The organism is Bradyrhizobium sp. WSM4872 (assembly GCF_055811715.1).
In genome coordinates this window covers 90392-112709 of sequence record NZ_JBVVPT010000026.1, presented here as the reverse complement: position 1 = coordinate 112709, position 22318 = coordinate 90392, and the positions used below count along the sequence as shown (strand labels likewise).

19 protein-coding genes and 1 pseudogene are annotated in these 22318 nt (G+C 65.9%); 13 read left to right on the top strand and 7 right to left on the bottom strand.

Going from position 1 to position 22318, the window contains the following annotated elements; translation table 11 throughout:
* The first annotated feature begins 169 nt into the window (after positions 1 to 169).
* The 6 genes and pseudogenes from AC0L3C_RS27770 to AC0L3C_RS27745 all read left to right on the top strand — a co-directional run bounded on the left by AC0L3C_RS27770 (position 170) and on the right by AC0L3C_RS27745 (position 5874).
* On the top strand, positions 170 to 664 hold the full coding sequence (locus tag AC0L3C_RS27770) for a tripartite tricarboxylate transporter TctB family protein (protein WP_473263102.1): 495 nt from the start codon (positions 170 to 172) through the stop codon (positions 662 to 664).
* Between the two features lie 4 nt (positions 665 to 668).
* Positions 669 to 2183, top strand: a complete 1515-nt coding sequence (locus tag AC0L3C_RS27765) for a tripartite tricarboxylate transporter permease (RefSeq protein WP_027569048.1) — start codon at positions 669 to 671, stop codon at positions 2181 to 2183.
* A gap of 51 nt (positions 2184 to 2234) precedes the next feature.
* Positions 2235 to 3224, top strand: a complete 990-nt coding sequence (meaB, locus tag AC0L3C_RS27760) for a methylmalonyl Co-A mutase-associated GTPase MeaB (protein ID WP_473409514.1) — start codon at positions 2235 to 2237, stop codon at positions 3222 to 3224.
* Positions 3221 to 3874: a pyroglutamyl-peptidase I gene (locus tag AC0L3C_RS27755; RefSeq protein WP_473277716.1), complete on the top strand. Its 654-nt coding sequence runs from the start codon at positions 3221 to 3223 to the stop codon at positions 3872 to 3874. The genes meaB and AC0L3C_RS27755 overlap by 4 nt, the downstream gene beginning before the upstream one ends.
* 104 nt (positions 3875 to 3978) lie before the next feature.
* On the top strand, positions 3979 to 5349 hold the full coding sequence (locus tag AC0L3C_RS27750) for a TIGR03808 family TAT-translocated repetitive protein (RefSeq protein WP_473409513.1): 1371 nt from the start codon (positions 3979 to 3981) through the stop codon (positions 5347 to 5349).
* A gap of 217 nt (positions 5350 to 5566) precedes the next feature.
* Positions 5567 to 5874: pseudogene (locus AC0L3C_RS27745) on the top strand (GIY-YIG nuclease family protein).
* Positions 5875 to 5998: 124 nt separating this feature from the next.
* Here AC0L3C_RS27745 and AC0L3C_RS27740 read toward each other — a convergent pair.
* From AC0L3C_RS27740 to AC0L3C_RS27725, 4 genes are all read right to left on the bottom strand, one after another.
* Complete coding sequence (locus AC0L3C_RS27740) at positions 5999 to 6631, bottom strand: TIGR03809 family protein (protein WP_473263231.1); 633 nt, start codon at positions 6629 to 6631, stop codon at positions 5999 to 6001.
* Positions 6632 to 7136: 505 nt separating this feature from the next.
* Positions 7137 to 8843 carry a S8 family serine peptidase gene (locus tag AC0L3C_RS27735; protein WP_473409511.1) on the bottom strand — a complete coding sequence of 569 codons (1707 nt, stop codon included), beginning with the start codon at positions 8841 to 8843 and terminating at the stop codon, positions 7137 to 7139.
* A gap of 15 nt (positions 8844 to 8858) precedes the next feature.
* Positions 8859 to 9554, bottom strand: a complete 696-nt coding sequence (locus tag AC0L3C_RS27730) for a hypothetical protein (protein ID WP_007593580.1) — start codon at positions 9552 to 9554, stop codon at positions 8859 to 8861.
* Positions 9551 to 10120, bottom strand: a complete 570-nt coding sequence (locus AC0L3C_RS27725; protein WP_007593582.1) for a sigma-70 family RNA polymerase sigma factor — start codon at positions 10118 to 10120, stop codon at positions 9551 to 9553. The genes AC0L3C_RS27730 and AC0L3C_RS27725 overlap by 4 nt, the downstream gene beginning before the upstream one ends.
* A 434-nt stretch (positions 10121 to 10554) precedes the next feature.
* On the opposite strand from AC0L3C_RS27725, the gene AC0L3C_RS27720 reads away from it, so the two are divergent.
* Complete coding sequence (locus AC0L3C_RS27720) at positions 10555 to 11712, top strand: GGDEF domain-containing protein (RefSeq protein WP_473409510.1); 1158 nt, start codon at positions 10555 to 10557, stop codon at positions 11710 to 11712.
* A gap of 63 nt (positions 11713 to 11775) precedes the next feature.
* The gene (locus tag AC0L3C_RS27715) at positions 11776 to 12879 is read left to right on the top strand and encodes a DUF2336 domain-containing protein (RefSeq protein ID WP_473409509.1); all 1104 of its coding nucleotides are present in this window, start codon (positions 11776 to 11778) and stop codon (positions 12877 to 12879) included.
* A gap of 10 nt (positions 12880 to 12889) precedes the next feature.
* Here the strand turns inward: AC0L3C_RS27715 and AC0L3C_RS27710 are convergent, their stop codons facing one another.
* Together AC0L3C_RS27710 and AC0L3C_RS27705 are read right to left on the bottom strand one after the other, a co-directional pair.
* Complete coding sequence (locus tag AC0L3C_RS27710; protein WP_473409508.1) at positions 12890 to 13528, bottom strand: NrsF family protein; 639 nt, start codon at positions 13526 to 13528, stop codon at positions 12890 to 12892.
* Between the two features lie 2 nt (positions 13529 to 13530).
* A complete protein-coding gene (locus AC0L3C_RS27705; protein WP_473263092.1) occupies positions 13531 to 14076 on the bottom strand; it encodes a sigma-70 family RNA polymerase sigma factor in 546 nt (181 codons plus the stop codon).
* A 288-nt stretch (positions 14077 to 14364) separates the two neighbouring features.
* Here AC0L3C_RS27705 and AC0L3C_RS27700 point away from each other — a divergent pair, with 288 nt between their 5' ends.
* From AC0L3C_RS27700 to AC0L3C_RS27680, 5 genes are all read left to right on the top strand, one after another.
* Entirely contained in the window at positions 14365 to 15030 is a 666-nt protein-coding gene (locus tag AC0L3C_RS27700) for a hypothetical protein (RefSeq protein WP_473263090.1), read from the top strand.
* Positions 15031 to 15192: 162 nt separating this feature from the next.
* Positions 15193 to 15972: an enoyl-CoA hydratase gene (locus AC0L3C_RS27695; protein WP_027516881.1), complete on the top strand. Its 780-nt coding sequence runs from the start codon at positions 15193 to 15195 to the stop codon at positions 15970 to 15972.
* Between the two features lie 187 nt (positions 15973 to 16159).
* Positions 16160 to 17590, top strand: coding sequence for a TolC family outer membrane protein (locus tag AC0L3C_RS27690; RefSeq protein ID WP_473409507.1), 1431 nt, complete (start codon positions 16160 to 16162; stop codon positions 17588 to 17590).
* A 24-nt stretch (positions 17591 to 17614) separates the two neighbouring features.
* Positions 17615 to 18172, top strand: a complete 558-nt coding sequence (locus tag AC0L3C_RS27685; protein ID WP_473263086.1) for a P-loop NTPase family protein — start codon at positions 17615 to 17617, stop codon at positions 18170 to 18172.
* A gap of 51 nt (positions 18173 to 18223) precedes the next feature.
* Complete coding sequence (locus AC0L3C_RS27680) at positions 18224 to 19186, top strand: amidohydrolase family protein (protein WP_473409506.1); 963 nt, start codon at positions 18224 to 18226, stop codon at positions 19184 to 19186.
* A 2-nt stretch (positions 19187 to 19188) separates the two neighbouring features.
* Here the strand turns inward: AC0L3C_RS27680 and AC0L3C_RS27675 are convergent, their stop codons facing one another.
* On the bottom strand, positions 19189 to 22305 hold the full coding sequence (locus AC0L3C_RS27675; RefSeq protein ID WP_473263084.1) for an efflux RND transporter permease subunit: 3117 nt from the start codon (positions 22303 to 22305) through the stop codon (positions 19189 to 19191).
* Positions 22306 to 22318: the final 13 nt, after the last annotated feature.

Below are 22318 nucleotides of genomic sequence, written 5' to 3'. Positions count from 1 at the left end.
CCCGCCCCCCGGCGGCGGGGGCCGGGGCGTCCCCCGGGCCCCGCGCGCCTGCGGGGGGCGGGGCCCTCGCCGCCAATCCACCTTACACCCCCCCCGCGGCGCGCCCCCCGCACCCCGACCCTCTCCCCGCGCGCGGGGAGAGGGAGAACACCTCTCATAGGATTCTCCCATGCGCCTTCCCGACTCAGTCACGGGATCGTTTCTCGTCGTGCTCGGCACAGCAGCCGCCTATGGCGGCTGGCTGCTGCCGCCGGTGCCGGGGCAGCCGGTCGGCCCCAACGTATTTCCGCTCGTGATCGGCATTGGGCTTGCGCTGTGCGGGCTCGCGATCGTGTTCGGGATCGGCCACACCTTCGAGGAGGCGGAGGAACTGATCCCGCTCGAGGATGGCCAGGCAGCGACTGCCCCGCCGCCGCAGGGAAGATTCTACAGCCTGCGCGCACTGCTGCCCCCGGCGCTGCTGCTGTTCTACGTGGTGGCGGCCGATCGGCTCGGCTTCATCATCACCGCGGCGATCATGGTCTACGTCACCTCGACAGCGTTGGGGGCGAAGTGGAAGCTGGCGCTGCCGCTCGCCGCGCTGGCGCCGTTCGCCATCCACCTGATCTTCGGCAAGCTGCTGCGCGTGCCGCTGCCCGCCGGCCTGTTGCCGACGCCCTGGTGATCCCATGCTGAAAACCCTGATTGAAGCGTTCGCTCTGATCTCCACCTGGGAGGTCATCATCGCGATGTTCGCAGCCTCCGTGTACGGGCTCGTGATCGGCTCGCTGCCGGGCCTGTCGGCGACGATGGCAACCGCCCTGCTCGTCCCCGTCACCTTCTACCTCTCGCCGATTGCGGCGATTGCGACCATCGTGGCGGCGTCCTCGATGGCGATCTTCTCCGGCGACATTCCCGGTGCGCTGCTGCGCATCCCGGGAACGCCCGCCTCCGCCGCCTATGCCGACGAGGCCTACGCCATGACCCGCAAGGGACAGGCCGAGCTGGCGCTCGGGGCAGGCGTGTGGTTCTCGGCCGTCGGCGGCATCGCCGGCGTGCTGTCGCTGATGATCCTGGCGCCGCCGCTGGCCGAGATCGCGCTGTCGTTCTCGACCTTCGAGTATTTCTGGCTGGCGCTGCTCGGGCTGATGTGTGCGACGCTGGTGGCGCGCTCCTCGCCTGTGAAGGCGATCGCCGGCATGTTCCTCGGCCTGCTGGTCTCCTGCGTCGGCATCGAAAATCCCGGCGGCGTGCCGCGCTTCACCTTCGGCCTCACCGATCTGTTCGGCGGCATCGAGCCCATCCCCGCGCTGGTCGGCGTGTTCGCGGTGGCCCAGGTGATGCGCGCGATGCTGACGCCCGAGCCGCCGCCGCTGCCGCGGCGCAAATTCGGAAGCATCATGGCCGGCCAGTGGAAGCTGACCAAGAAATACCATTGGCAGATGACGCGCGGAAACATCGTCGGCATCATCATCGGCGTGCTGCCCGGCGCCGGCGCCGACATGGCCGCCTGGGTGTCCTACGCGATGTCAAAGCGCTTCTCCAAGGAACCGGAAAAGTTCGGCACCGGCCATGTCGAGGGCCTGGTCGAGGCCGGCGCCAGCAACAATGCCAGCATCGCCTCGGGCTGGGTGCCATCATTGTTGTTCGGCATCCCCGGCGACACCATCGCCGCGATCGCGATCGGCGTGCTCTACATGAAGGGGCTCAACCCCGGGCCGACGCTGTTCACCGAGAAGGCGTCGAGCATGTACGCGATCTATCTGATGTTCATCATCGCGAACATTTTGATGATCCCGCTCGGTATCGCCATGATCCGGGTTGCCGCCTACATCCTGCTGGCACCGCGCTCCGCCATCATGCCGATCATCATGCTGTGCTGCGCGGTCGGCTCCTTCGCGATCGGCAACAACATGTTCGGCGTCGTCACCGTCGCCGCCTTCGGCGTGATCGGCTATGTCATGGAGGCGAACGGCTATCCCGTCGCCGCGATGGTGCTCGGCATCGTCATGGGTACCATGGTCGAGCAGGCGTTTGTGACCTCGCTGATCAAGTCGGACGGCAGCATTTTGCCGTTTTTCGAGCGCCCCGTGGCCGCGATCCTCGCCGCCATGGCGATCGGGGCGCTGCTGTGGCCGGTGATGGTCTGGGCATGGCGGAAGGTGAAGCCGGTGCGGACGGGGGTGGCGGCGACATCCCGATGATATCGAGCGGGCGGCCCTCGCCTGCCCCGCGCGGGCGTTGTAAAGCAGGGCATGGTTGAGAAAAAGCCTTCACTGGACATCAAATCCCTCGCCCATGACCTTCGCGCCGGCAGCCGCGCGGCGCTGGCGCGGGCCATCACGCTGGTCGAGAGCCGGCGCAGCGACCATCAGGCGCTGGCGCGCGAGCTGGTGCAGACGCTCTTGCCTGACACCGGCAGAGCGGTCCGCGTCGGCATCACCGGCTCGCCCGGCGTCGGCAAATCCACCACCATCGACACGCTCGGCACCCATCTCATCGAGCAAGGCCACAAGGTCGCGGTGCTCGCGGTCGATCCGTCCTCGGCGCGTAGCGGCGGTTCGATCCTCGGCGACAAGACGCGGATGGCCCGGCTCTCGGCCTCCGACGACGCCTTCATCCGCCCCTCGCCGTCCTCGGGCACGCTCGGCGGCGTCGCGGCCAAGACACGCGAGGCGATGCTGCTCTGCGAAGCCGCCGGCTTCGACGTCGTGCTGGTCGAGACCGTCGGCATCGGCCAGTCCGAAACCGCGGTCTGCGATATGACCGATTTCTTCCTGGCCCTGATGCTGCCGGGCGGCGGCGACGAATTGCAGGGCATCAAGAAGGGCCTGGTCGAGGTCGCCGACATGATCGCGATCAACAAGGCCGACGGCGACAATCTCAAGCGCGCCAACATCACCGCCGCCGACTATCGCGGCGCGCTGCATATCCTGACGCCACGCTCCGAGCACTGGCATCCGCCGGTCGAGACCTATTCGGCGCTGACCGGCGACGGCATCGCGAAGATCTGGCAGAAGGTCCTCGATCACCGCAAGGCGATGAATGCATCCGGCGACTTCGCCGCACGGCGGCGCGAGCAGCAGGTGAAATGGATGTGGTCGATGCTGGAGCAACGCATGCTGGCGCGGTTGCGCAGCGAGGCGTCGGTGCGGACCAAGGTCCGGAAGATCGAGACTGAGGTGGCCGACGGCCATCTCACACCGGCGCTCGCCGCCGAAAAGATCCTGGAGTTGCTGCAATGAGCGACAAGCTCCGCATTTTGCTCACCGGCTTCGGCCCGTTTCCCGGCGCGCCCTACAATCCGACCCAGCCACTGGTCGCTCGGCTGGCGCAATTGCGCCGTCCCGCACTCGACGATGCCGCAATCTCCAGCCACATCTTCCCGGTCACCTATGCCGCGGTCGACCGGCAATTGCCGGAGGTGCTTGCGAGAGAGAAGCCCGATGCGCTGCTGATGTTCGGCCTCGCCGCACGCACGCCCTATCTGCGCATCGAGAGCCGCGCGCGCAACGCCGTCACCATGCTGTGGCCCGATGCCGCCAACACCCGCTCGAGCAAGCGCGGCATCGCCGGCGATGCGGACGCGATGATTTTCGGCCCGCACACCGCAAGGCTGCTGCGCGCTGCCCGCCTCACCGGCATCGACGCGCGCCCCTCGCGCGACGCCGGCGCCTATCTCTGCAATTACCTGAGCTGGCGCGCGATCGAAAACGTCAGGGCCGGCGGGCCGCAGCTTGCGGCGTTCATCCATATTCCCCTGCTCGCGCGCAGTGGCGCCGTGCGCCGCAAGGGCGCGCCGCGGATCACGCTCGAGGAACTGGTGGACGCCGGGGAAGCGATGCTGATGGAGATGGTACAGTTGGCACGGAAAGCTCGAAACACGACTGCGTAAACATTTAACCCTACCGCGAACAATCCTCACGGCCCCGGCCGCCCCTGCCCATTTCTGCGCTACCTAACCGCTGCGGACCCCCGCGTCCGCCGGAGGACGCATCCATGGACCTCAATCGCCGCCATCTCATCGGAGCATCGACCGCAGGCATCGCCGGCGCGCTCGCGATCCCAGCCGACGCCGCGCGTGCAGCGCCGCTGACGTCGCTGCTCGGCCGCGACGCCACGCAATATGGCGTGCGACCCGGCAGCAGCGAGGATCAGACCCGTGCACTCCAGCGTGCGATCGACGAGGCCGCGCGCGCGCAGATGCCGCTGGCGCTGCCACCCGGCATCTACCGTACGGGACTGCTACGCTTGCCGAATGGCGCGCAACTGATCGGCGTGCGCGGCGCGACAGAATTCGTCTTCACCGGCGGGGCGTCGGCGATCCAGAGCGACGGCTCCGATGCAATCGGCCTTTCCGGCATCACCTTCGACGGCAGCGGCATTCCGCTGCCAGCACGACGCGGGCTGATCCACGTGCTGGGCGGGCGCGACGTCCGCATCACCGATTGCGCGATCACGAGGTCCGGCGGCAGCGGCATCTGGCTCGAGCAGGTCTCCGGCGACATCTCGGGCAACATCTTTACCAACATCGCGGTGACGGCAGTGGTGTCGTTCGACGCCAGGGGTCTCAGCGTCTCCCGCAACACCATCACCGGCACCAATGACAACGGCATCGAGATCCTGCGCACCGCCACCGGCGATGACGGCACGCTGGTCACTGATAACCGCATCGAGGACATCAAGGCCGGCCCCGGCGGCTCCGGCCAGTACGGCAACGCGATCAACGCGTTCCGCGCCGGCAACGTCATCGTGCGCGGCAATCGCATCAAGAACTGCGATTACTCTGCCGTGCGCGGCAACTCGGCCTCGAACATCCACATCACCGGCAACAGCGTCAGCGACGTGCGCGAGGTCGCGCTGTATTCGGAGTTCGCGTTCGAGGCCGCGGTGATTGCCAATAACATTGTGGACGGCGCCGCCGTCGGCGTCTCCGTCTGCAATTTCAACGAAGGCGGCCGCATCGCCGTGGTCCAGGGCAACATCATCCGCAATCTGATCCCGAAGCGGCCGATCGGCACCGCGCCGGATGACGATGCCGGCATCGGCATCTACATCGAGGCGGATTCATCGGTCACGGGCAACGTGATCGAGAACGCGCCGTCCTACGGCATCGTCGCCGGCTGGGGCAAATATCTCCGCGACGTCGCCATCACGGGCAACGTGATCCGCAAGGCACTGGCCGGCGTCGGCGTGTCCGTCGTGCCCGGCGCCGGCACCGCGCTCGTCAACAACAACATGATCTCGGAAACCCCGCGCGGCGCCGTGGTCGGGCTCGATCACGCGCGCGCCGTGACCTCCGACCTGTCGGTGGACGGCGCGCAGCGGTTCGCGCAATTGGTCGTCGGCGGGAATGCGGTGCGGCGGTAAGCGCGCTATCGGCGGACGGGCCGTGCATCCTTCGAGGCTCTCCCCGGGACGCGTTGCGTCCCAGGCTTCGCGCCTCAAACGGGGCGCTGGGTTCGCATCGAAATCAACACTCAAAAGTTGTTTGATGCAATGTTGACAACAAACACGGTGCCGTCATTCCTGAGGTGTGAGCCGTGCGGTGCGAAGCGCCGCGCGGGGAGCCTCGAAGGATGATGTTGTGGGCATCTACGTCTACATGTTGCGTTGGGCTGATGGTTCTTTCTACATCGGAAGCGCCACCGGCGACGACGTGTCGAGGCGTGTCGACGGGCACAATGCCGGCGCCTATCAGGGGTACACCTACTCGAGGCGCCCCGTCGTCCTGGTGTGGTCCGAGTCTTTTGATCGGATGACTGACGGCATTCCGCCGAGCGGCAACTCAAGGGATGGAGCCGCGCCAAGAAGGAAGCGCTCATCAAGTCGGATTGGGATTCGGTGAGTCAGCTTGCACGGCGCCGCGCGGGAGAGCCCCGGTCGAAGAAATAAGCCGCGGTGGGGCTGGCACACGGGCCGCTCATCCTTCGAGGCTCGCCAATCGGCGCATTGCGCCGCTTACCTCGCAGCTCAGGATGACGGGTTGGAGGGCGCTGCGTCCGTCTCAAGCATTCCTTTAGAACGCGTTCCGCAGCAGCGGGTACTTCGCTTCGAGGCCGTCGAGGTTGAAGGTGAACTCAACCAGGCGCTCGGGGGCTGCGACAATTTCGGCTGCCGGCGGAGAGAACTGCGGCAGAAGCGCCGCCATCGCCGCCAGCGCCTTGGGCGCGGCCGGCACCTTGGGCCCCGTCATCGTGACGGGCGCGGTGGGCGGCGCCATGGCAGCCGGCACGTTGAGCGGTGCGATCGGGGCAGGCGCAGCGACCGGCGCGGTCGAGGCTTCGGAGATTTCGGCGAGAACGCCCGGCTTGGAATCGAGCCTGACCGGCACGGCGGTCTCCGGGGCGATGTGCACGGCCTTCGGCTGCACGGTCTGCGCCTGCTGCTCGCGCGGAAACATGCGGGGCATCGTCGCCGGCGACCAGCCGAATGCGGGCGACACGCTCGCGGCCGCCGTAGCGACATCGGCGCCGGTGGCAAGCGCGCGCCAGGTCTGGACGGCGAGCTTCGCTTCCTGGATGTTTTCGAGAAATGCGATCTCGGAATGATAGCGGCGCCAGCGCCCGGTCTCGAACATCTCGGAGAGATGCACCAGCCGCTGCTCCGCGAGAGCGCACCAGCGTGCCGCAATGTCGCGGCCAATAGCCACGTCGCGAATAGCCTCTTGGCGATGTGTCATAAATCAGCCCGTCAGGAGAAAATACGGACGCGACGCAACGCACACGAATCAATTTAGACGCGACGTGAATATTTTGTGGAAAAGTTTTGACTTGTCCAGCAACGACGAGGTTTTCGTCGCCAAACTCCGTAGTCGTGCGGAGATTCAAGCGGTTTCGGAGTCAAGCTTCGCACAAGCATAGCGCGCTTGCGACGTGCGGCAGAGCGGTGATGAGCGAGCCACGATCTCTCGACCGGGAGCTGATCTCGCGCAGGGCTTCTAGGAATGGCACGTCCAAAAAGAAAAGACCCGTCCGGGGGGACAACCGGACGGGTCGAGCCATATGGGCGCTTGGGGTGGATGGGCGCTCGCGCCTGATATGACTTATGGGGAGGGATAACCGCTCCCACATAATTTGGTCGTGGCAGCGGGTCGAACGTTCAATGCAGCGTTTGATTTTTCGACCTTCGCGCCGCGCGCAAAATTGTCGCAGCCGCTATCGCGTCGCCGGCCTATCCGCTTGAGAAACCGTGGCTTTATCCTCGGTGCTCGACAACGAGGGTTGCTCTAATGCGCGGATGCCGGGCTCGTCGCGACGCTTCTCGATATCTTCACGTTTTGTTGTACCGGACGCGGCCGCGACTGGCGTCGCGCCGGCGGCGGGAACGGCCATGACCGCGGCAAACGCGTCGGCCTCGCCATCGCCGAACAGATCATCTCGCCCGGGTGAACCGAGGTCGCGCGCCGTCTTCGCCAGCGTCGTGCGCAGCGCTTCCGGCTTCAAGGCGTAGTTGCGCTCGAGCAGCAGCGCCGCGACGCCGGAGACATAGGCGGCCGAGAACGAGGTGCCCGACGTCATCTGGTATTTGCCGTCAGGCGCCGGCAGGAAGATATCGACGCCGGGGGCCGCGACCGCGATGTAGTTGCCACGATTGGAGGCGGTGAATAGCCTGTCCTGCTGGTCGGTCGCGCTGACCGCAATCACGTTGGGATTGGCGGCCGGATAGAGCGGCGGCGATTTCGCTCCGGCATTGCCGGCGGCTGCGACCAGCACCAGGCCACGCGCGGCGGTCGCCGCGATGGCCCGCTCGATCACCGCGTCTTTGGGACCGGCAAAGCTCATGTTGACGATCTGCGCGCCGTGCTCGGCGGCATAGTTCAGCGAGCGTAGGATGATGTAGGACGAGCTCTCGGCCCCGCCGGTGGTGCCGCCGAAGGCGCGGATGGCGATGATGCGCGCCTCGGGGGCGCTGCCCATCAGCTTGGCATGCGCCACGATGGCGCCGGCAATGCCGGTGCCATGAATGTGCGGGCCTTCGGCGCTGCCGAGCGCATCGAAATTGTCGGCAATGGAATTGGCAAGTTCGGGATGTCGGACGTCGATGCCGGAGTCGATGACGGCGACCGTCACATTGGCGCCATGCGCCAGCGTATGTGCCTGTGGCAGGCGGAGTTTGGCCAGCGCATATTGCGCGGGATCTCCCTCGGTCGGCACCGACGATTTCTGGTCCTGCAGCAGGTAGCGGAAGTTCGGCTGGACCGAGCGCACGCTGCCGTCGGCCGCGAATTCGCGCCGCACCGTCGCGGAGGGCCGGCCGTCGGTGATGCGGAACAGTCCGAACGTTGCCCCGATCAGCGGAAAATTCTCGGAGGACACGCGGGTCAGGCCATGGCGGCGCGCAAGCTCGTCGGCCTGGGTCGACGACAGCCCACCATCGATCTCGGCGACGAATTCGTCGGTGAAGGTGCGCAAATCCGCGGCGACGGGCGTGTTGTTGCCGCGCCCCTTTCCGGCGGTCTTCTTGCCCGATTTGCCCGAGCCATCGCCGCCTGCGTTCTGCTGCGCCAGGCATTCACCGCCGGCGTCGCGATCGGGCGCGGTACAGGCGGGATAGAGGTTCGGGGAGTAGCGCGCGTAAGGCAGCACCGGCGTCGGCCCCATCCGCGCCGAAATCCTCGTCGTCACGACCGGGCCGGGGCCGCGGCCGACGACCACCGCTCTGGCGGCAACACCCGGACTGACGCGTGCGGCGATGCCGGGAGAAATGGTCGGCATTCGGGAGGGGACGCTGATCGTCGGCGTGCGCATGATCGCCTGCGCCTGCGCAACCTCGACGCCCAGACAGGCGGCGAGCAAAAGCGCGGCTGCGACCGACGAAGCGCAGACCCCGGCTCTTACTCCACTTTCGGACTTGCGCGTCATCAGCTTGGAAGCGCCTTACGGCGCCGCGACGGCGAGGTTGACGAACTTCTCGCGCTGCATCTTGCCGAGCAGCGAGGCGAGTTCGTCCTGGCTCATCGCCTTGTCGAACTGGAGGCGGAACATGCCGCCCTTGGCATCACCGATGATCGAAGCCTGGTAGCCGTCGAGCAATGCGGTGATGTCGGCGACGCGCGCCTCGGGCGTGAAGCGCACCAGCGCGCGCGCTGGCGGGACGGTCGTGCCGAGGTCGCGTGTGAGCGGAGCGCTAGTCGAGAGCGAAGCAGTCTGGAAGGTCGCAGTCTGGGTCTTCGTCAACACGGCGCCGATGATTCCGGCTTGCAGCACGAGGGCCATGGCGCCAAGGCTCGCCGACCAGGCCAGCGTGCGCGGCGACAGGCTCGCAAAGAAGGTCGCGATGCGCGCCGACAGCGGCAGCGAACCGGCCGCCCGCGCCGGCTCGGCGTCGATCGCGGCGAACAGCTTCTGCATCGCGCGCGCCGACGGAGCACCCAGACTCTCGTTCAGATGGATGGTCTCTTCATACTCGCCGCGGATCGCGGCGTATTGCTTCGCGAGCTCGGGATCGCGCGCCAGCGCCTCGTCGACGCGGCGCGCATCGCGCGGGTTCAACGTGCCGGCGGCGTGCCACGGCAGCAGCAGTTCAATTTCACCGGGCTCTTGCTCCAGCATTTTCTTGCTCAAAGCCATCATGGCCAGCCTCGCTCAATGCCGGCTGCCTTCAGCAGTTCGGCCAATTTCTTGCGCGCATAGAACAAGCGCGTCTTCACAGTGTTCTCCGGGATGCCAACGATTTCGGCCACCTCTTCCACGGACTTCTCGTGGTAGTAGACGAGATCGACGATCTCCCGATGGTCCGGCGAGAGGCCCGTCAGGCACTCCCGCAACGCTTCACTGGTATCCTTCTTCTGCACCGCCGTTTCCGGATTGTCGGACGTATCCTCGATCGCGTTCGCGGCGTCGTCGTCCAACTCAAAATCCTTCCTGCGCCGAAGCGCAGACAGGGCCTTGAATCGGGTAATGGCCAGCAGCCAGGTGGAAACGGCGGATCGGCCCTCGAATTTGCCGGCTTGACGCCAGACGTCGAGAAATACCTCGCTGATGAGGTCTTCCGCCGCCTGCTCGTCCCGCACGAGCCGGAGGCCGAACCGATACACCCTGACATGGTGCCGCCCGTACAGCACCTGCATGGCGAGCCGGTCGCCTTGAGCGATCCTGGCGATCAGGATCTCGTCCGAAGCCGCTTGTGTCACGCTCAAAGGCCGTCTCGCAAGGTTGGTCGGGTCGATGCGGCAGACGGTTCGACGGGAGGGGTAAAATTGTTGAACCTACCGCAGTCATACGGGAGGCTGTGTGATCTACCCCACATACGCGAAATTTCCTTTTGCCACCCGCGGCTGGGCGCCTCGCTCACGAACGGTAACATAGTAATGAAGTACTTTCCTGAGCAATGCCATCCCAGCGTAGACGGCCCGACCTGCATGGAACCTTAGCAGCCTAGCACGACATATGTCTTCCGAAGCCCCGCTTTGGCTCGACCGCCTCGCACACGATGCCTAATCGCCGGCAAATTCCTGGAGCGGTCGACGTCCCGCGCTGCCGCGCTGTACAGCGTGGATTCGGTTTCGAAGGATACCAAACCTAAAGGCTTGCGACGTAGATTTTTGGACTGACATCCACCATTGGCGGGACCATGAGCACGGCTGCGACGTCCCTTCCCGAGAGGAATGCCGCTGAGGCCGCGGATCTCGCCCTGACGACCGAGGCAGCGGCACCCGAAGTCCTCGCGCGCCGGATCCGGCAGCGGCGCCAGATGTATGTCGGCCAGGTGGCGAGCTATTCGCTCGGCGCCTCCGTCCTGCTGCTCTACGCCTTTGACGGCGTGATCTCCATGGGCGTTCCGTCACTGTTCTGGCTCAGCGGCCTTCTGATCATCGGGACCTTCACCGTGCTGTCGGAAGCGGGCTTCGCCGACCGGTTCGAGGATCATTACCTCACCGTCTTTCAGATCTCGGCGCATATGACGCTGCAGCTGCTGTTCCTGCTCGCGGTGCCGACAGTCGGAGTCGCGTTCATTGCCGTGCTGTTTCTGATCTTCGCCTTCGGCACGCTTCGTATGACCTCTAGTCAGGCGATGCTCACCTGGGGTCTCGCCACGTGCGGGCTCGCCTTGGTCTTCCTCGCCTCGGACTTGCCAATCGGACTGCCGGTGACGACCCAGCTGCAACGGGCCGCCTCGATGCTGTGCTTCGTGCTGGTGATCGGACAGTGCGCCTTCCTCGGCCTGTTCGGCGCCACGCTGCGCAAGATCCTGTACCGGCGCAGCATCGAGCTGAAGGCCGCCTATCAGCGCATCGAGGAGTTGGCTGAGCTCGACGAGCTCACCGGCTCCTACAACCGCGGCTGCATCATGCGGCTTCTCGATGCCGAGATCGAAAAATCGCGGCACACGTCGAAGCCTTGCGCGATCGCACTGATCGACCTCGACTGGTTCAAGCGCATCAACGACGCCCACGGCCATCCCGTCGGCGACGAGGTGCTGCGCACCTTCGCGATCACCATTTTCGCCAATATCCGCCCGGCCGACTGCTTCGGCCGCTACGGCGGCGAGGAATTCTTGCTACTGCTGCCGGGAACCGACCGCGAGGCGGCGTCGCGCATGCTCGATCGGCTGCGCGGCATCGTCGCCGACCTGGACTGGGGCGCATTCTCCCCGGGCATGCGCGTGACCATTTCCGCGGGCGTCGTGACGCTGCGCGACAACGATACTGCCGACACGTTTCTCGTGCGCGCCGACAGCGCGCTCTATTCCGCCAAGGCACAAGGGCGCAACCGCATTGCAACGAGCTGACCAATCCATTTTCTCCCGGCGCGACAGAAGCCGCTGCCGGGCCGAACGCTCCAGGACAGGGCAATGAGATCCAAATCCGCAAAATCATCCGAGAGTCTGCTCGAGGAATTGCAAACCGCGCTCTCGCACGGCACCGTTGCGCACCGGGTCGAGACGCTGCGCCGCGTCACCGATCTCTTCGTGGGCAACGCCTTGGACTATTCCGACGACCACGTTCGTGTGTTCGACGACGTGTTCCAATGCCTGATCGAGCAGATCGAGACGTCCGCCAGGGTGCTGCTCGCCGCCCGCCTCGCACCGATCGCGGTTGCGCCGCCGAAGATCATCCGCACGCTCGCGCTCGACGAGGTGATCGAGGTTTCCGGCCCGGTGCTGTCGAAATCCGAACGGTTGGACGAGGCGACGCTGATCGAGATCGCGCGTACCAGGGGCCAGGCCCATCTCAAGGCGATCTCGCTGCGGCGGGTGCTGTCGGAAGCGCTGAGCGACGTGCTGGTGACCCGCGGCGACGAGGGCGTGGTGCAATCGACCGTCAGCAATCCGGGCGCGCAACTGTCGGAGGGAACTCTCGCCGAGCTCGTGACCCGCGCCGAACGTGACGACGACCTCGCCAGCTGCATCGGCCTGCGGCCCGACCTGCCCCGCCATCATTATTTGAAGCTGGTCGCGAAGGCCTCCCTGACCGTGCGCAGGAAGCTGGAGGCCGCGCATCCGGAGCTCGCAGACGACGTGTCCAGCGTGGTCCAGGAAGCGGCTCAGCGGATCCGCGCCGCCACCATGACCCGGCAGACCGAGATGGCGCGGGCGCTGGTGAAGTCGCTGCACGAGGACGGCCGCCTCACCGAGCTCCAGGTCGCCACTTTCGCAGAGCAGGGCAAGTTCGACGAAACCAATGCAGGGCTCGCGGCGCTTGCGGGCGTCGCAGTCGAGACCGCCGAGACCATGATGATCGAAAGCCGGATCGAGGGCGTGATGATCCTCGCCAAGGTCGCGGCCATGCAATGGTCGAGCGTCCGCGCCATCATCGCCCTGCGCGAGAAGCTCTCAGGCGGCTCGCAAACCGACATGCTGACGCTGCGCGACGCTTACGAGGCGCTGCGCAGCTCGACGGCGCAGCAGGTGCTGCGCTTCCATCGCATGCAGCAGGGCGCGACGCCGGCGACGTGAAGCCGGCGAGCTAGTAGCGTAAGACCCTCGCGCCCACCAGCGCGCCAATTGCCGTCACCAACGCGGTGGCGAGCGTGTACCAGGTCGCGACGAACAGCGGCGAGTCGTCGGTGCAGTGCGAGGCATACAGCGTCGCGGCGAGCCCGGCTGACACCAGGCCGGCGAGCGCACCGGCGAGCGCGGGGTGCGACGGCGCGCCGTGGCGCAGGCCGAACAGGGCCCCGGCAAGCAGCGGCAGCGACATCGCAGGGATTGCGAACAGGCACACCCTGGAATTCTTGCCCATCAATCGCATCGTCATCGGCATGGCCGGCGCCATCATCGCCTCGCTGCCGATCGCCACCGCGAGCAGCCCGACCGGCAGCAGCAGCAGCCAGCCCCAGCCGCGCATCAGGGCTTCGGGCCGCGACAGATGCAGGCTGACGATGATCGCCGGGATCGCGAGCGACAGCGTGACCGCGAACTTCATGTCGAAGAATGGGTTGCGCATCGCGCTCATCACGTCGTGACGCACACCGAGGAAGGTGGCGAAGATCAGGATCGACAGAGGCGCGGCGACCAGCAGCGCCATTGTCAGCACCGCGCCGACGCGCGGTGCACGATGGGCGTTGTCGGCCGCGAGCGAGCGAATGAGTTGATCGGTATCCATGACTAGTGGTCCCGCAGTTTGGCAGTCAGTGCCGCAAGTCCGCGATGCAGCGCGACCCGTACTGCGCCCTCGCTCATCGAATATTTCACCGCTGTGTCCTTGATCGAGGTGCTGTCGACCGCGATCGACTGCAACACGTCGCGCTGGCGCTGCGGCAGCGCATTGAGCTGGCTGGCGACTTCGCCGGCCGAGACCGTCTCCTGCGGCGCCTCGCCCGGCAAGGTCTCGGCGAAATCGTCGATATTGACGAAGATCCGCCTGCCCCGTCGCCGCAGCATGTCGATCAGCTTGTTGCGGCCGATCGCAAACAGCCAGGGGGCGAAGGGGGCTTCGCTGTCCCAAGTGTGCCGCTTCAGATGCACCGCCAACAGAATCTCCTGCACGATATCCTCAGCCTGGTCGGGAGGCTGCCCGGCCCGGGCCAAGCCACGCCTCGCGGCAGCGCGCAGCACAGGCGTGACCGCCTTCAGCAGGCGATGATACGCCGCGTCATCGCCTGCCATGGCCGACCGCATCAGGCCGGTCCACTCGTCCTCACGTCCGCGCACGCGCGCCCCTCACCATGCAATTCGGCCGCTCTTTCAGTTTGTTACGCCGGCATCAGCAAGATCACGAATTCGTGATCTTGCTTGGCCACGCGACCGATGCGGCCGTCAGGATCTGCGACGGCTCATAACACCGATCGGTCCCGTACGCACCCGCGGCCGGCCGGGACGGCAACGGATTGCCGCGCTTTTGCCCGGTGTGGCCCGAAGATTCCCACTTTCTGCCCCGCTGTCGTCACGCGCCGGGGTCTCTGTTCGGTCCGGGACGGGCGGACTTGGGGAGATGTCAACATGATGAAAGCCAGCGGGCGCGCGGCCCTGATTCTCCTGGCCGGGCTTTTCGTGCTGTTCGGGGGCGTTGCGCAGGCGGCGCCGAGTTCAGCCGCTAGCAGCAAGTCGGACAGCGCCAGCAAACAGGCCGACACGGTCAAGCCGACCAAGCAGCGGCATCACACGTCGCGCCACCGCGACAGCACCAAGACGGCACAGAAATCCGACGACAAGGCCGACAAAAAGGAGGCCGCGGCAACGGCCGATGAGACGAAGGCCGACAAGCGTGACGCGCCGGCCTCGAGCCAGATGCCGCCGGAAGTCGCCAACGCCAATGCGCAACTCGCCGCCGCCGATACGCCGACCGCGGCTGCCGCCTCCGCAATGACGGGCCGCGCCAACGACAACGTCCAGGCCGCGGCCGATAATACCGCCGCTCCGAACCCCGAGAGCCAGGTCGTCGCACCCGATCAGCTCAACGACATCGACCGCGCCTTGCAACAAGAGAACGCGCCGGCGCAGAAGGCGGTGATTGCCGCAACCGATGCGCAGCCGCGGCCGGCGCCGGTGATGGCAAGCAGCCAGCAGAGTTCGGCCTGGGACCAGAGCTCCCTGATCGGAAAAATCTTCATCGGCGTCGGCACGCTGCTGACGCTGGCCTCCGCCGCGCGCATGTTCATGGCGTGACTTTGGGGTGATTTTGGCCTGATCTCCGGTCCGCGGGACCTCGTCCGGAACGCGCATCTCGCCGCGTGTTCCGGCCGTCCTTGCTCCGGTGGCTTTGGCACCTCTTGAAGCCCGCCGCGCCAGCGGGCACATTGCCCGCTCAACCAAAAGCGTGGGTGGAGCATGAGCACGTTCGAACACATCATCGTCGAAAGCAAAGGCGCGGTCGGCATCATCAAGCTGAACCGGCCGAAGCTGCTCAACGCACTCTCCTTCGGCGTCTTCCGCGAGATCGCCGCGGCCGTCGACGATCTCGAAGCCGATGACGCCATCGGCTGCATCGTCGTGACCGGCAGCGAGAAGGCATTTGCCGCCGGTGCCGACATCAAGGAGATGCAGCCGAAAGGCTTCATCGACATGTTCTCGGAGGATTTTGCCGCGATCGGCGGCGATCGGGTTGCACGCTGCCGCAAGCCGACGATCGCCGCAGTCGCGGGTTACGCGCTCGGCGGCGGCTGCGAGCTCGCGATGATGTGCGACTTCATCATCGCGGCCGACACCGCCAAATTTGGTCAACCCGAAATCACGCTCGGCACCATCCCCGGCATCGGCGGCACCCAGCGCCTGACCCGTGCGATCGGCAAGTCCAAGGCGATGGACCTTTGCCTCACCGGCCGCATGATGGATGCAGCCGAAGCCGAGCGCAGCGGCCTCGTCAGCCGCATCGTGCCGGCCGACAAGCTGATGGAAGAGGTGATGGCCGCGGCCGAGAAGATCGCCGCGATGTCGCGGCCCGCGGTCGCGATGGCCAAGGAAGCGGTCAACCGCGCCTTTGAGACCACGCTCGCCGAGGGCATGAGCGTCGAGCGCAACCTGTTCCACTCGACCTTCGCGCTGGAGGACCGCTCCGAGGGCATGGCGGCGTTCATCGAGAAGCGGAAGCCGGTGAACAAGAACCGGTAAGGAGGCCCGCGGTCAGGCTGGTGTAAGGCTCTGCCGCTTTCCCGCAGAATCCCTGTGACGAACCTGCAACAAGCACGGAATACATGGGGGTTTCCCCCGCGGCAGTTTGCCTGCGGGACCTCGGCTGGTTAAACAGCTAAGAGAGCCGCCGTCGGCGGGGGCGGACAGCCGGGATTTGCGGGATTACATGATTGGGCGTGCCGCCAGAGCTGGTCGCGTGATGGCGCGGCATCGATCGGGCGTGGCTCCTGTGCTCGCGACATGGACCACGCTGGCGCTCTGTTGCGCCCTGCCCTCCGCCGCATGGTCGGAAGCGCTGCCGGAGGCGCTCGCCAAGGCCTACCAGACCAATCCGCAGCTCAATGCCGAGCGCGCGCGGCAACGCGCCACCGACGAGAACGTGCCGCAGGCACTCTCCGGCTACCGGCCACAGATCGTCGCAAGCCTCAGCGCCGGGCTGCAATCGGTGCGCAACCTGCTGCCCGACAACACCATCCAGACCGCCAATCTGAAGCCGTGGATCATCGGCGTCACCGTGACGCAGACCCTGTTCAACGGCTTCCGCACCGCCAACAACGTGCGCGCCGCCGAACTCCAGGTGCAGTCGGGCCGCGAGGCGCTGCGTAATGTCGGCCAGGGCGTGCTGCTCGACGGGGTCACCGCCTACACCAACGTGCTCGCCAACCAGTCGCTGGTCGAGGCGCAACGCTCCAACGTCGCCTTCCTGCGCGAAACGCTTTCCGTCACCCAGCGGCGCCTCAACGCCGGCGACGTCACGCCGACCGACAGCGCCCAGGCCGAGGCGCGGCTCAACCGCGGGCTTTCCGATCTCAATGCCGCCGAAGTCGCGCTGGCGGTCAGCCAGGCAATCTACGCGCAGGTGATCGGCAATGCGCCGTCGCAGCTTCGCGCTGCCGACGTCGTCGACCGCTATCTGCCGAAGAGCCGCGAAGACGCGCTGACGATGGCGATCCGTCAGCACCCGGCGGTGATGGCGGCAGGCTTCGACGTCGACGTCGCCTCCACCAACATCCGCGTCGCCGAAGGCGCGCTGCTGCCGAGCGCCAGCGTCCAGGGCAGCGCCAGCAAGAGCCGCAACAACGACCCGACGCTCGGCACCTTCGCCGAAGACCAGGCCTCGATCGTCGCCAATGTCACCGTGCCGATCTACGACGGCGGCCAGGCCGCCGCACAGACCCGGCAGGCCAAGGAAATCACGGCGCAGAGCCGGCTCGTGCTCGACCAGGTGCGCAACCAGGCGCGCACGGCGGCGGTCAGCGCCTGGGTTGCCAATGAAGGCGCCAAGATCGCGGTCTCGGCCTCGGAATCCGAAGTAAAAGCGGCGACCGTCGCGCTCCAGGGCGTGCAGCGCGAGGCCGCCGGCGGACAGCGCACGACGGTGGACGTGCTGAACTCGCAGGCCGATCTGATCCAGGGCAAGGCCCGCCTGATCGGCGCCAATCGCGACCGCGTGATCGCCTCCTACACCCTGCTCAGCGCCGTCGGCCATCTCGACGTCAAGACCTTGAGCCTGAACACGCCGGACTATCTGCCCGAGGTGCACTACCATCAGGTCCGCGACGCCTGGCACGGCCTGCGCACGCCGTCCGGGCAGTAGTTTCAATCGTCTGGCTCGGTGCCGATGAAAAGCCGCCGCATCCATCTGATGGGAGCTTCCGGCTCCGGCGTGACGACGATCGGCCGCGCGCTCGCGAGCCTGCTAGCGCTGCCGCATCACGACAGCGATGATTATTTCTGGCTGCCGACGGCGCCGCCCTACCAGACCACGCGCCCCGCCGCCGAGCGTCTGCGCCTGATGCGCGAGATGTTTTTGCCGCGGCTCGATTGGGTGCTGAGCGGGACGGTCACCGGTTGGGGCGACGAGCTCGTCCCATTCTTCGATCTCGTCGTCTTTGTGACGACGCCGCGCGAGCTTCGCTTGCAGCGCCTGCGTGGCCGCGAGGCTACGCATTTCGGAGCGGATGCCGTCGCACAGGGCGGCTGGCGTCATGAGGAGGCGGAGTCGTTCGTCGATTGGGCCTCGCACTACGAAGCCGGCGATCGCGAGGGCCGCAGTCTCGCAAAAGATGAGGCGTGGCTCGCGAAGCTGCCCTGCCCGGTCGTGCGCGTCGACGGCTCACGCCCGCTTGCGGACCTCGTCGAGCAGCTATGCAGCGAAGCGCAGCGGCTGCCGGGCTGATGTGATACTGTCCCGACGCCACTGCCAAATAACAAAACGGGGAGAGAAACCATGCTCAGCCGACGCAGCGTCCTGCTTGCCTCGCTTGCCGCCGGAGTTGCCATGTCGAACAAAGCCCACGCACGTGCCGCGCAGCCCGCGACGCCAGTCAATTTCGACGTCCCGGCCCATGCCTGCGACTGTCACACCCACATCCATGGCGATGTCGAAAAATTTCCGTTCTTCGCGGGCCGCGTCTACACGCCGGAGCCGGCTTCGCCGGAGGAAATGGCCGCGTTGCACAAGGCGCTGCATATCGAGCGCGTTGTGATCGTGACACCGAGTGTCTACGGCACCGACAACTCCTCGACGCTGTTCGGCATGAAGGCGCGTGGCGCGGCCGCGCGCGGGGTGGCCGTGATCGACGACAAAACGACCGAGGCCCAGCTTGACACGATGCAGGCAGACGGCTTTCGCGGTGTCCGCCTCAATCTCGCGACCGGCGGCGTCAACGACCCCAATGTCGGCCGGCCGCGCTTCACCGCCGCAGTCGAGCGCATGAAGGCGCGCGGCTGGCACGTGCAGCTCTACACCACGTTGCCCATGATCTCGGCGATCAAGGACCTCGTCGAGACGGCGCCGGTACCTGTTGTATTCGACCATTTCGGCGGCCTTGAGGCTTCGCTCGGGCTGGAGCAGCCGGGATTTGCCGACCTGGTCGCGCTGGTGAAATCCGGCAAGGCCTATGTCAAGATTTCCGGCGCTTACCGCTCGTCGAAGCTCGCGCCCGATTATCAGGACATGGTGCCCTATGCCCGCGCGCTGATCGCGGCGAACGCGGACCGCGTCGTCTGGGGGACTGATTGGCCGCATCCGGATTCGAGCCGTGTCGAGGGACGCAAAGCCACCGACATCGCACCGCTTTACCAGATCGACGACGGCCGCCTGCTCAACCAGCTTCCGGTGTGGGCGCCGGATGCGGATGTACGCAAGAAGATCCTGGTCGACAACCCGGCGCAACTCTACGGATTTTGACGTCAGCGTGCGCGGCGGGAGAAGAAGGAGATCAGCACCGGCAGCGTCACCAGGATCACGATGGGGGCGAGCATCATGCCTGTCACCACGACCACCGCGAGCGGCTTCTGCACCTGCGAGCCGATGCCTTCCGACAGCGCGGCCGGCAACAGACCGATGCCGGCGACGACGCAGGTCATCAGCACCGGCCGAAGCTGCAATTCGCCGGTGCGTATCACCGCGCTCATGCGGTCCATACCCTCTTCGATGAGCTGGTTGAACTGCGACAGGATGATGATGCCGTCCATCACGGCGATGCCGAACAGCGCGATGAAGCCGATGGCCGCCGAGACACTGAAGGCGGTGCCGGTGATCAAGAGACCGAGCACGCCGCCGAAGATCGCCATCGGGATCACGCTCATGGCGAGCAGCGTGTCGGTCATCGAGCCGAAATTGAACCAGAGCAGGACGCCGATCAGCGCGAGCGAGATCGGCACGACGATCGACAATCGCCGGATCGCGTCCTGGAGATTGCCGAATTCGCCGACCCAATCCATGTGCGCGCCGGGCGGCAGCTGCACCTGATCGGCGATCTTCTGCTGCGCCTCGCGGATCGCGCTGCCGAGGTCGCGTTCACGCACCGAGAATTTGATCGGCAGATAGCGTTCCTGCTGCTCGCGATAAATGTAGGCCGCTCCCGAGACGAGGCTGATGGTGGCGACCTCGCTCAGGGGTATCTGCGTGACGGTGCCGTTCGGTCCGGGCGCGCCGATCCGCAAATTCTGGATCGCTTCGGCACTCCTGCGGAATTCCGGCGCGAGACGAACGATGATCGGGAAGTGGCGGTCGCTTCCGGCCTCATAGATGTCGCCGGCAGTGTCGCCGCCGATCGCGACCTTGATGGTGGCGTTGATGTCGCCCGGCGCAAGGCCATAGCGCGCGGCCTTGGCACGGTTGATGTCGATCTGGATGGTCGGCTGCCCGAGTGAGGTGAACACCGCAAGATCGGTGACGCCCTGCACGGTTGCCAGCACCGACTTGATCTTGTTGGCGGTGTCGGTCAGCGCCTGGAGATCGCTGCCGAAGAGCTTGATGGAATTCTCGCCCTTCACGCCGGAGACGGCTTCGGACACATTGTCCTGGAGATATTGCGAGAAGTTGAACTCGACGCCGGGGAAGCGATCGTCGAGCTGCTTGAGCAGCTGCGCGGTCAACTCTTCCTTGTCGCGGGTGCCGGGCCATTGGCTCGCGGGCTTGAGCGGCGCGAAGAACTCGGCGTTGAAGAAGCCGGCGGCGTCGGTGCCGTCATCAGGGCGGCCGTGCTGCGACACCACGGATTCCACTTCAGGCCGCGCGCGGATCACCTTGCGCATCTCGTTGACGTAGGAGTTGCCTTCCTGGAGCGAGATGGTCGGCGGCAGCGTGGCTCGGATCCAGAGATTGCCCTCCTCCAGCTTCGGCAGGAATTCGAGGCCAAGCAACCGGCTGAGCGCAACCGTCATCAGCACGAGGCCGAACGCGCCACCGAGCATGATGCCGCGGTTGGCGACCGCCCAATGCAGTACCGGCATGTAGATCCGATGCAGGATCAGCATCACCCTGGTCTCGGTCTCCCTGACATGCGCCGGCAGGATGATCGCGGACAGCGCCGGGGTGACGGTGAAGGTCGCAAGCAGTCCGCCGGCCAGCGCGTAGGCATAGGTGCGCGCCATCGGCCCGAAGATGTTGCCCTCGACGCCGGAGAGCGTGAACAGAGGGAGGAAGGCCGCGATGATGATCGCCGCGGCGAAGAAAATCGAACGTGAGACATCGGCCGCCGCGCTGAGGATAGCGTGGCTTTTCATGCCGAACAGCGTCTCGGACGACATCTGCTCGGATTCCGACATCGGCGTCGTCTGCGTCAGGCGCCGGAAGATCGCCTCCACCATGATCACGGTGGCATCGACGATCAGGCCGAAATCGATCGCGCCGACCGACAGCAGGTTCGCCGATTCCCCGCGCAGCACCAGGATGATCACCGCGAAGAACAGCGCGAACGGAATGGTGGCGCCGACGATCAGCGCACTGCGGAGATCGCCGAGGAAGATCCACTGCAGCAGCACGATCAAGAGAATGCCGACCACCATGTTGTGCAGCACGGTATGGGTGGTGAGCTCGATCAGGTCGCCGCGGTCGTAGATGCGCTCGATGCGCACGCCGGGCGGCAGGATGCTGGACTCGTTGATGGTTTGAACGAGCTGGTGGACGCGCTTGATGGTTGGCGAGCTCTGCTCGCCACGGCGCATCAGGACGATGCCTTGCACGATGTCGTCGGCCTCGTCGAGGCCGGCGATGCCGAGACGGGGCTTCTGGCCCACGGTCACGGTGGCGACGTCCTTGACCAGCACCGGATTGCCGTTGGTCTGCGAGACCATGGTGTTGGCGAGGTCGTCGATCGAGCGGATCAGGCCGACGCCGCGCACCACGGCCGATTGCTGACCGATATTGACGGTATTGCCGCCGACATTGACGTTGGAATTGCCGACCGCCTGGAGCAATTGCGGCAGCGTCAGGCCGTTGGCGACCAGCTTGTTGAAGTCGACCTGGAGCTCGTAGGTCTTGCTCTTGCCGCCCCACCCGGTGACGTCGATCACGCCGGGCACGGCACGGAAGCGCCGCTGGAGGATCCAGTCCTGGATGGTCTTGAGGTCGAGCACGCTGTAGTTCGGCGGACCGACGAGACGGTAGCGAAAGATTTCGCCAATCGGGCTGAGCGGCGAGATCTGCGGCTGCACGTTGCCGGGCAGCGGCGCGAGCTGCGCCAGGCGGTTCAAGACCTGCTGCAACGCCTCGTCATAGGTGTAGGCGAAGGAGAACTGCAGTTTGACGTCGGAGAGACCGTAGAGCGAGATGGTGCGAATGGTCGTCACGTTCTTCAGACCCGCAACCTGGGTCTCGATCGGAATCGTGATGTAGCGCTCGATCTCCTCCGCCGACAGGCCCGGACTCTGCGTCACGATGTCGACCATCGGCGGGGTCGGATCCGGATAAGCCTCGATGTTGAGCTGGTTGAACGCGATCAGGCCGCCGATGAGCACGGCGACGAACATCCCGACCATCAGGAAGCGCCGGTTGACGGCAAGGGCGACGAGGCGATCCATTCAGGTCTTCAGC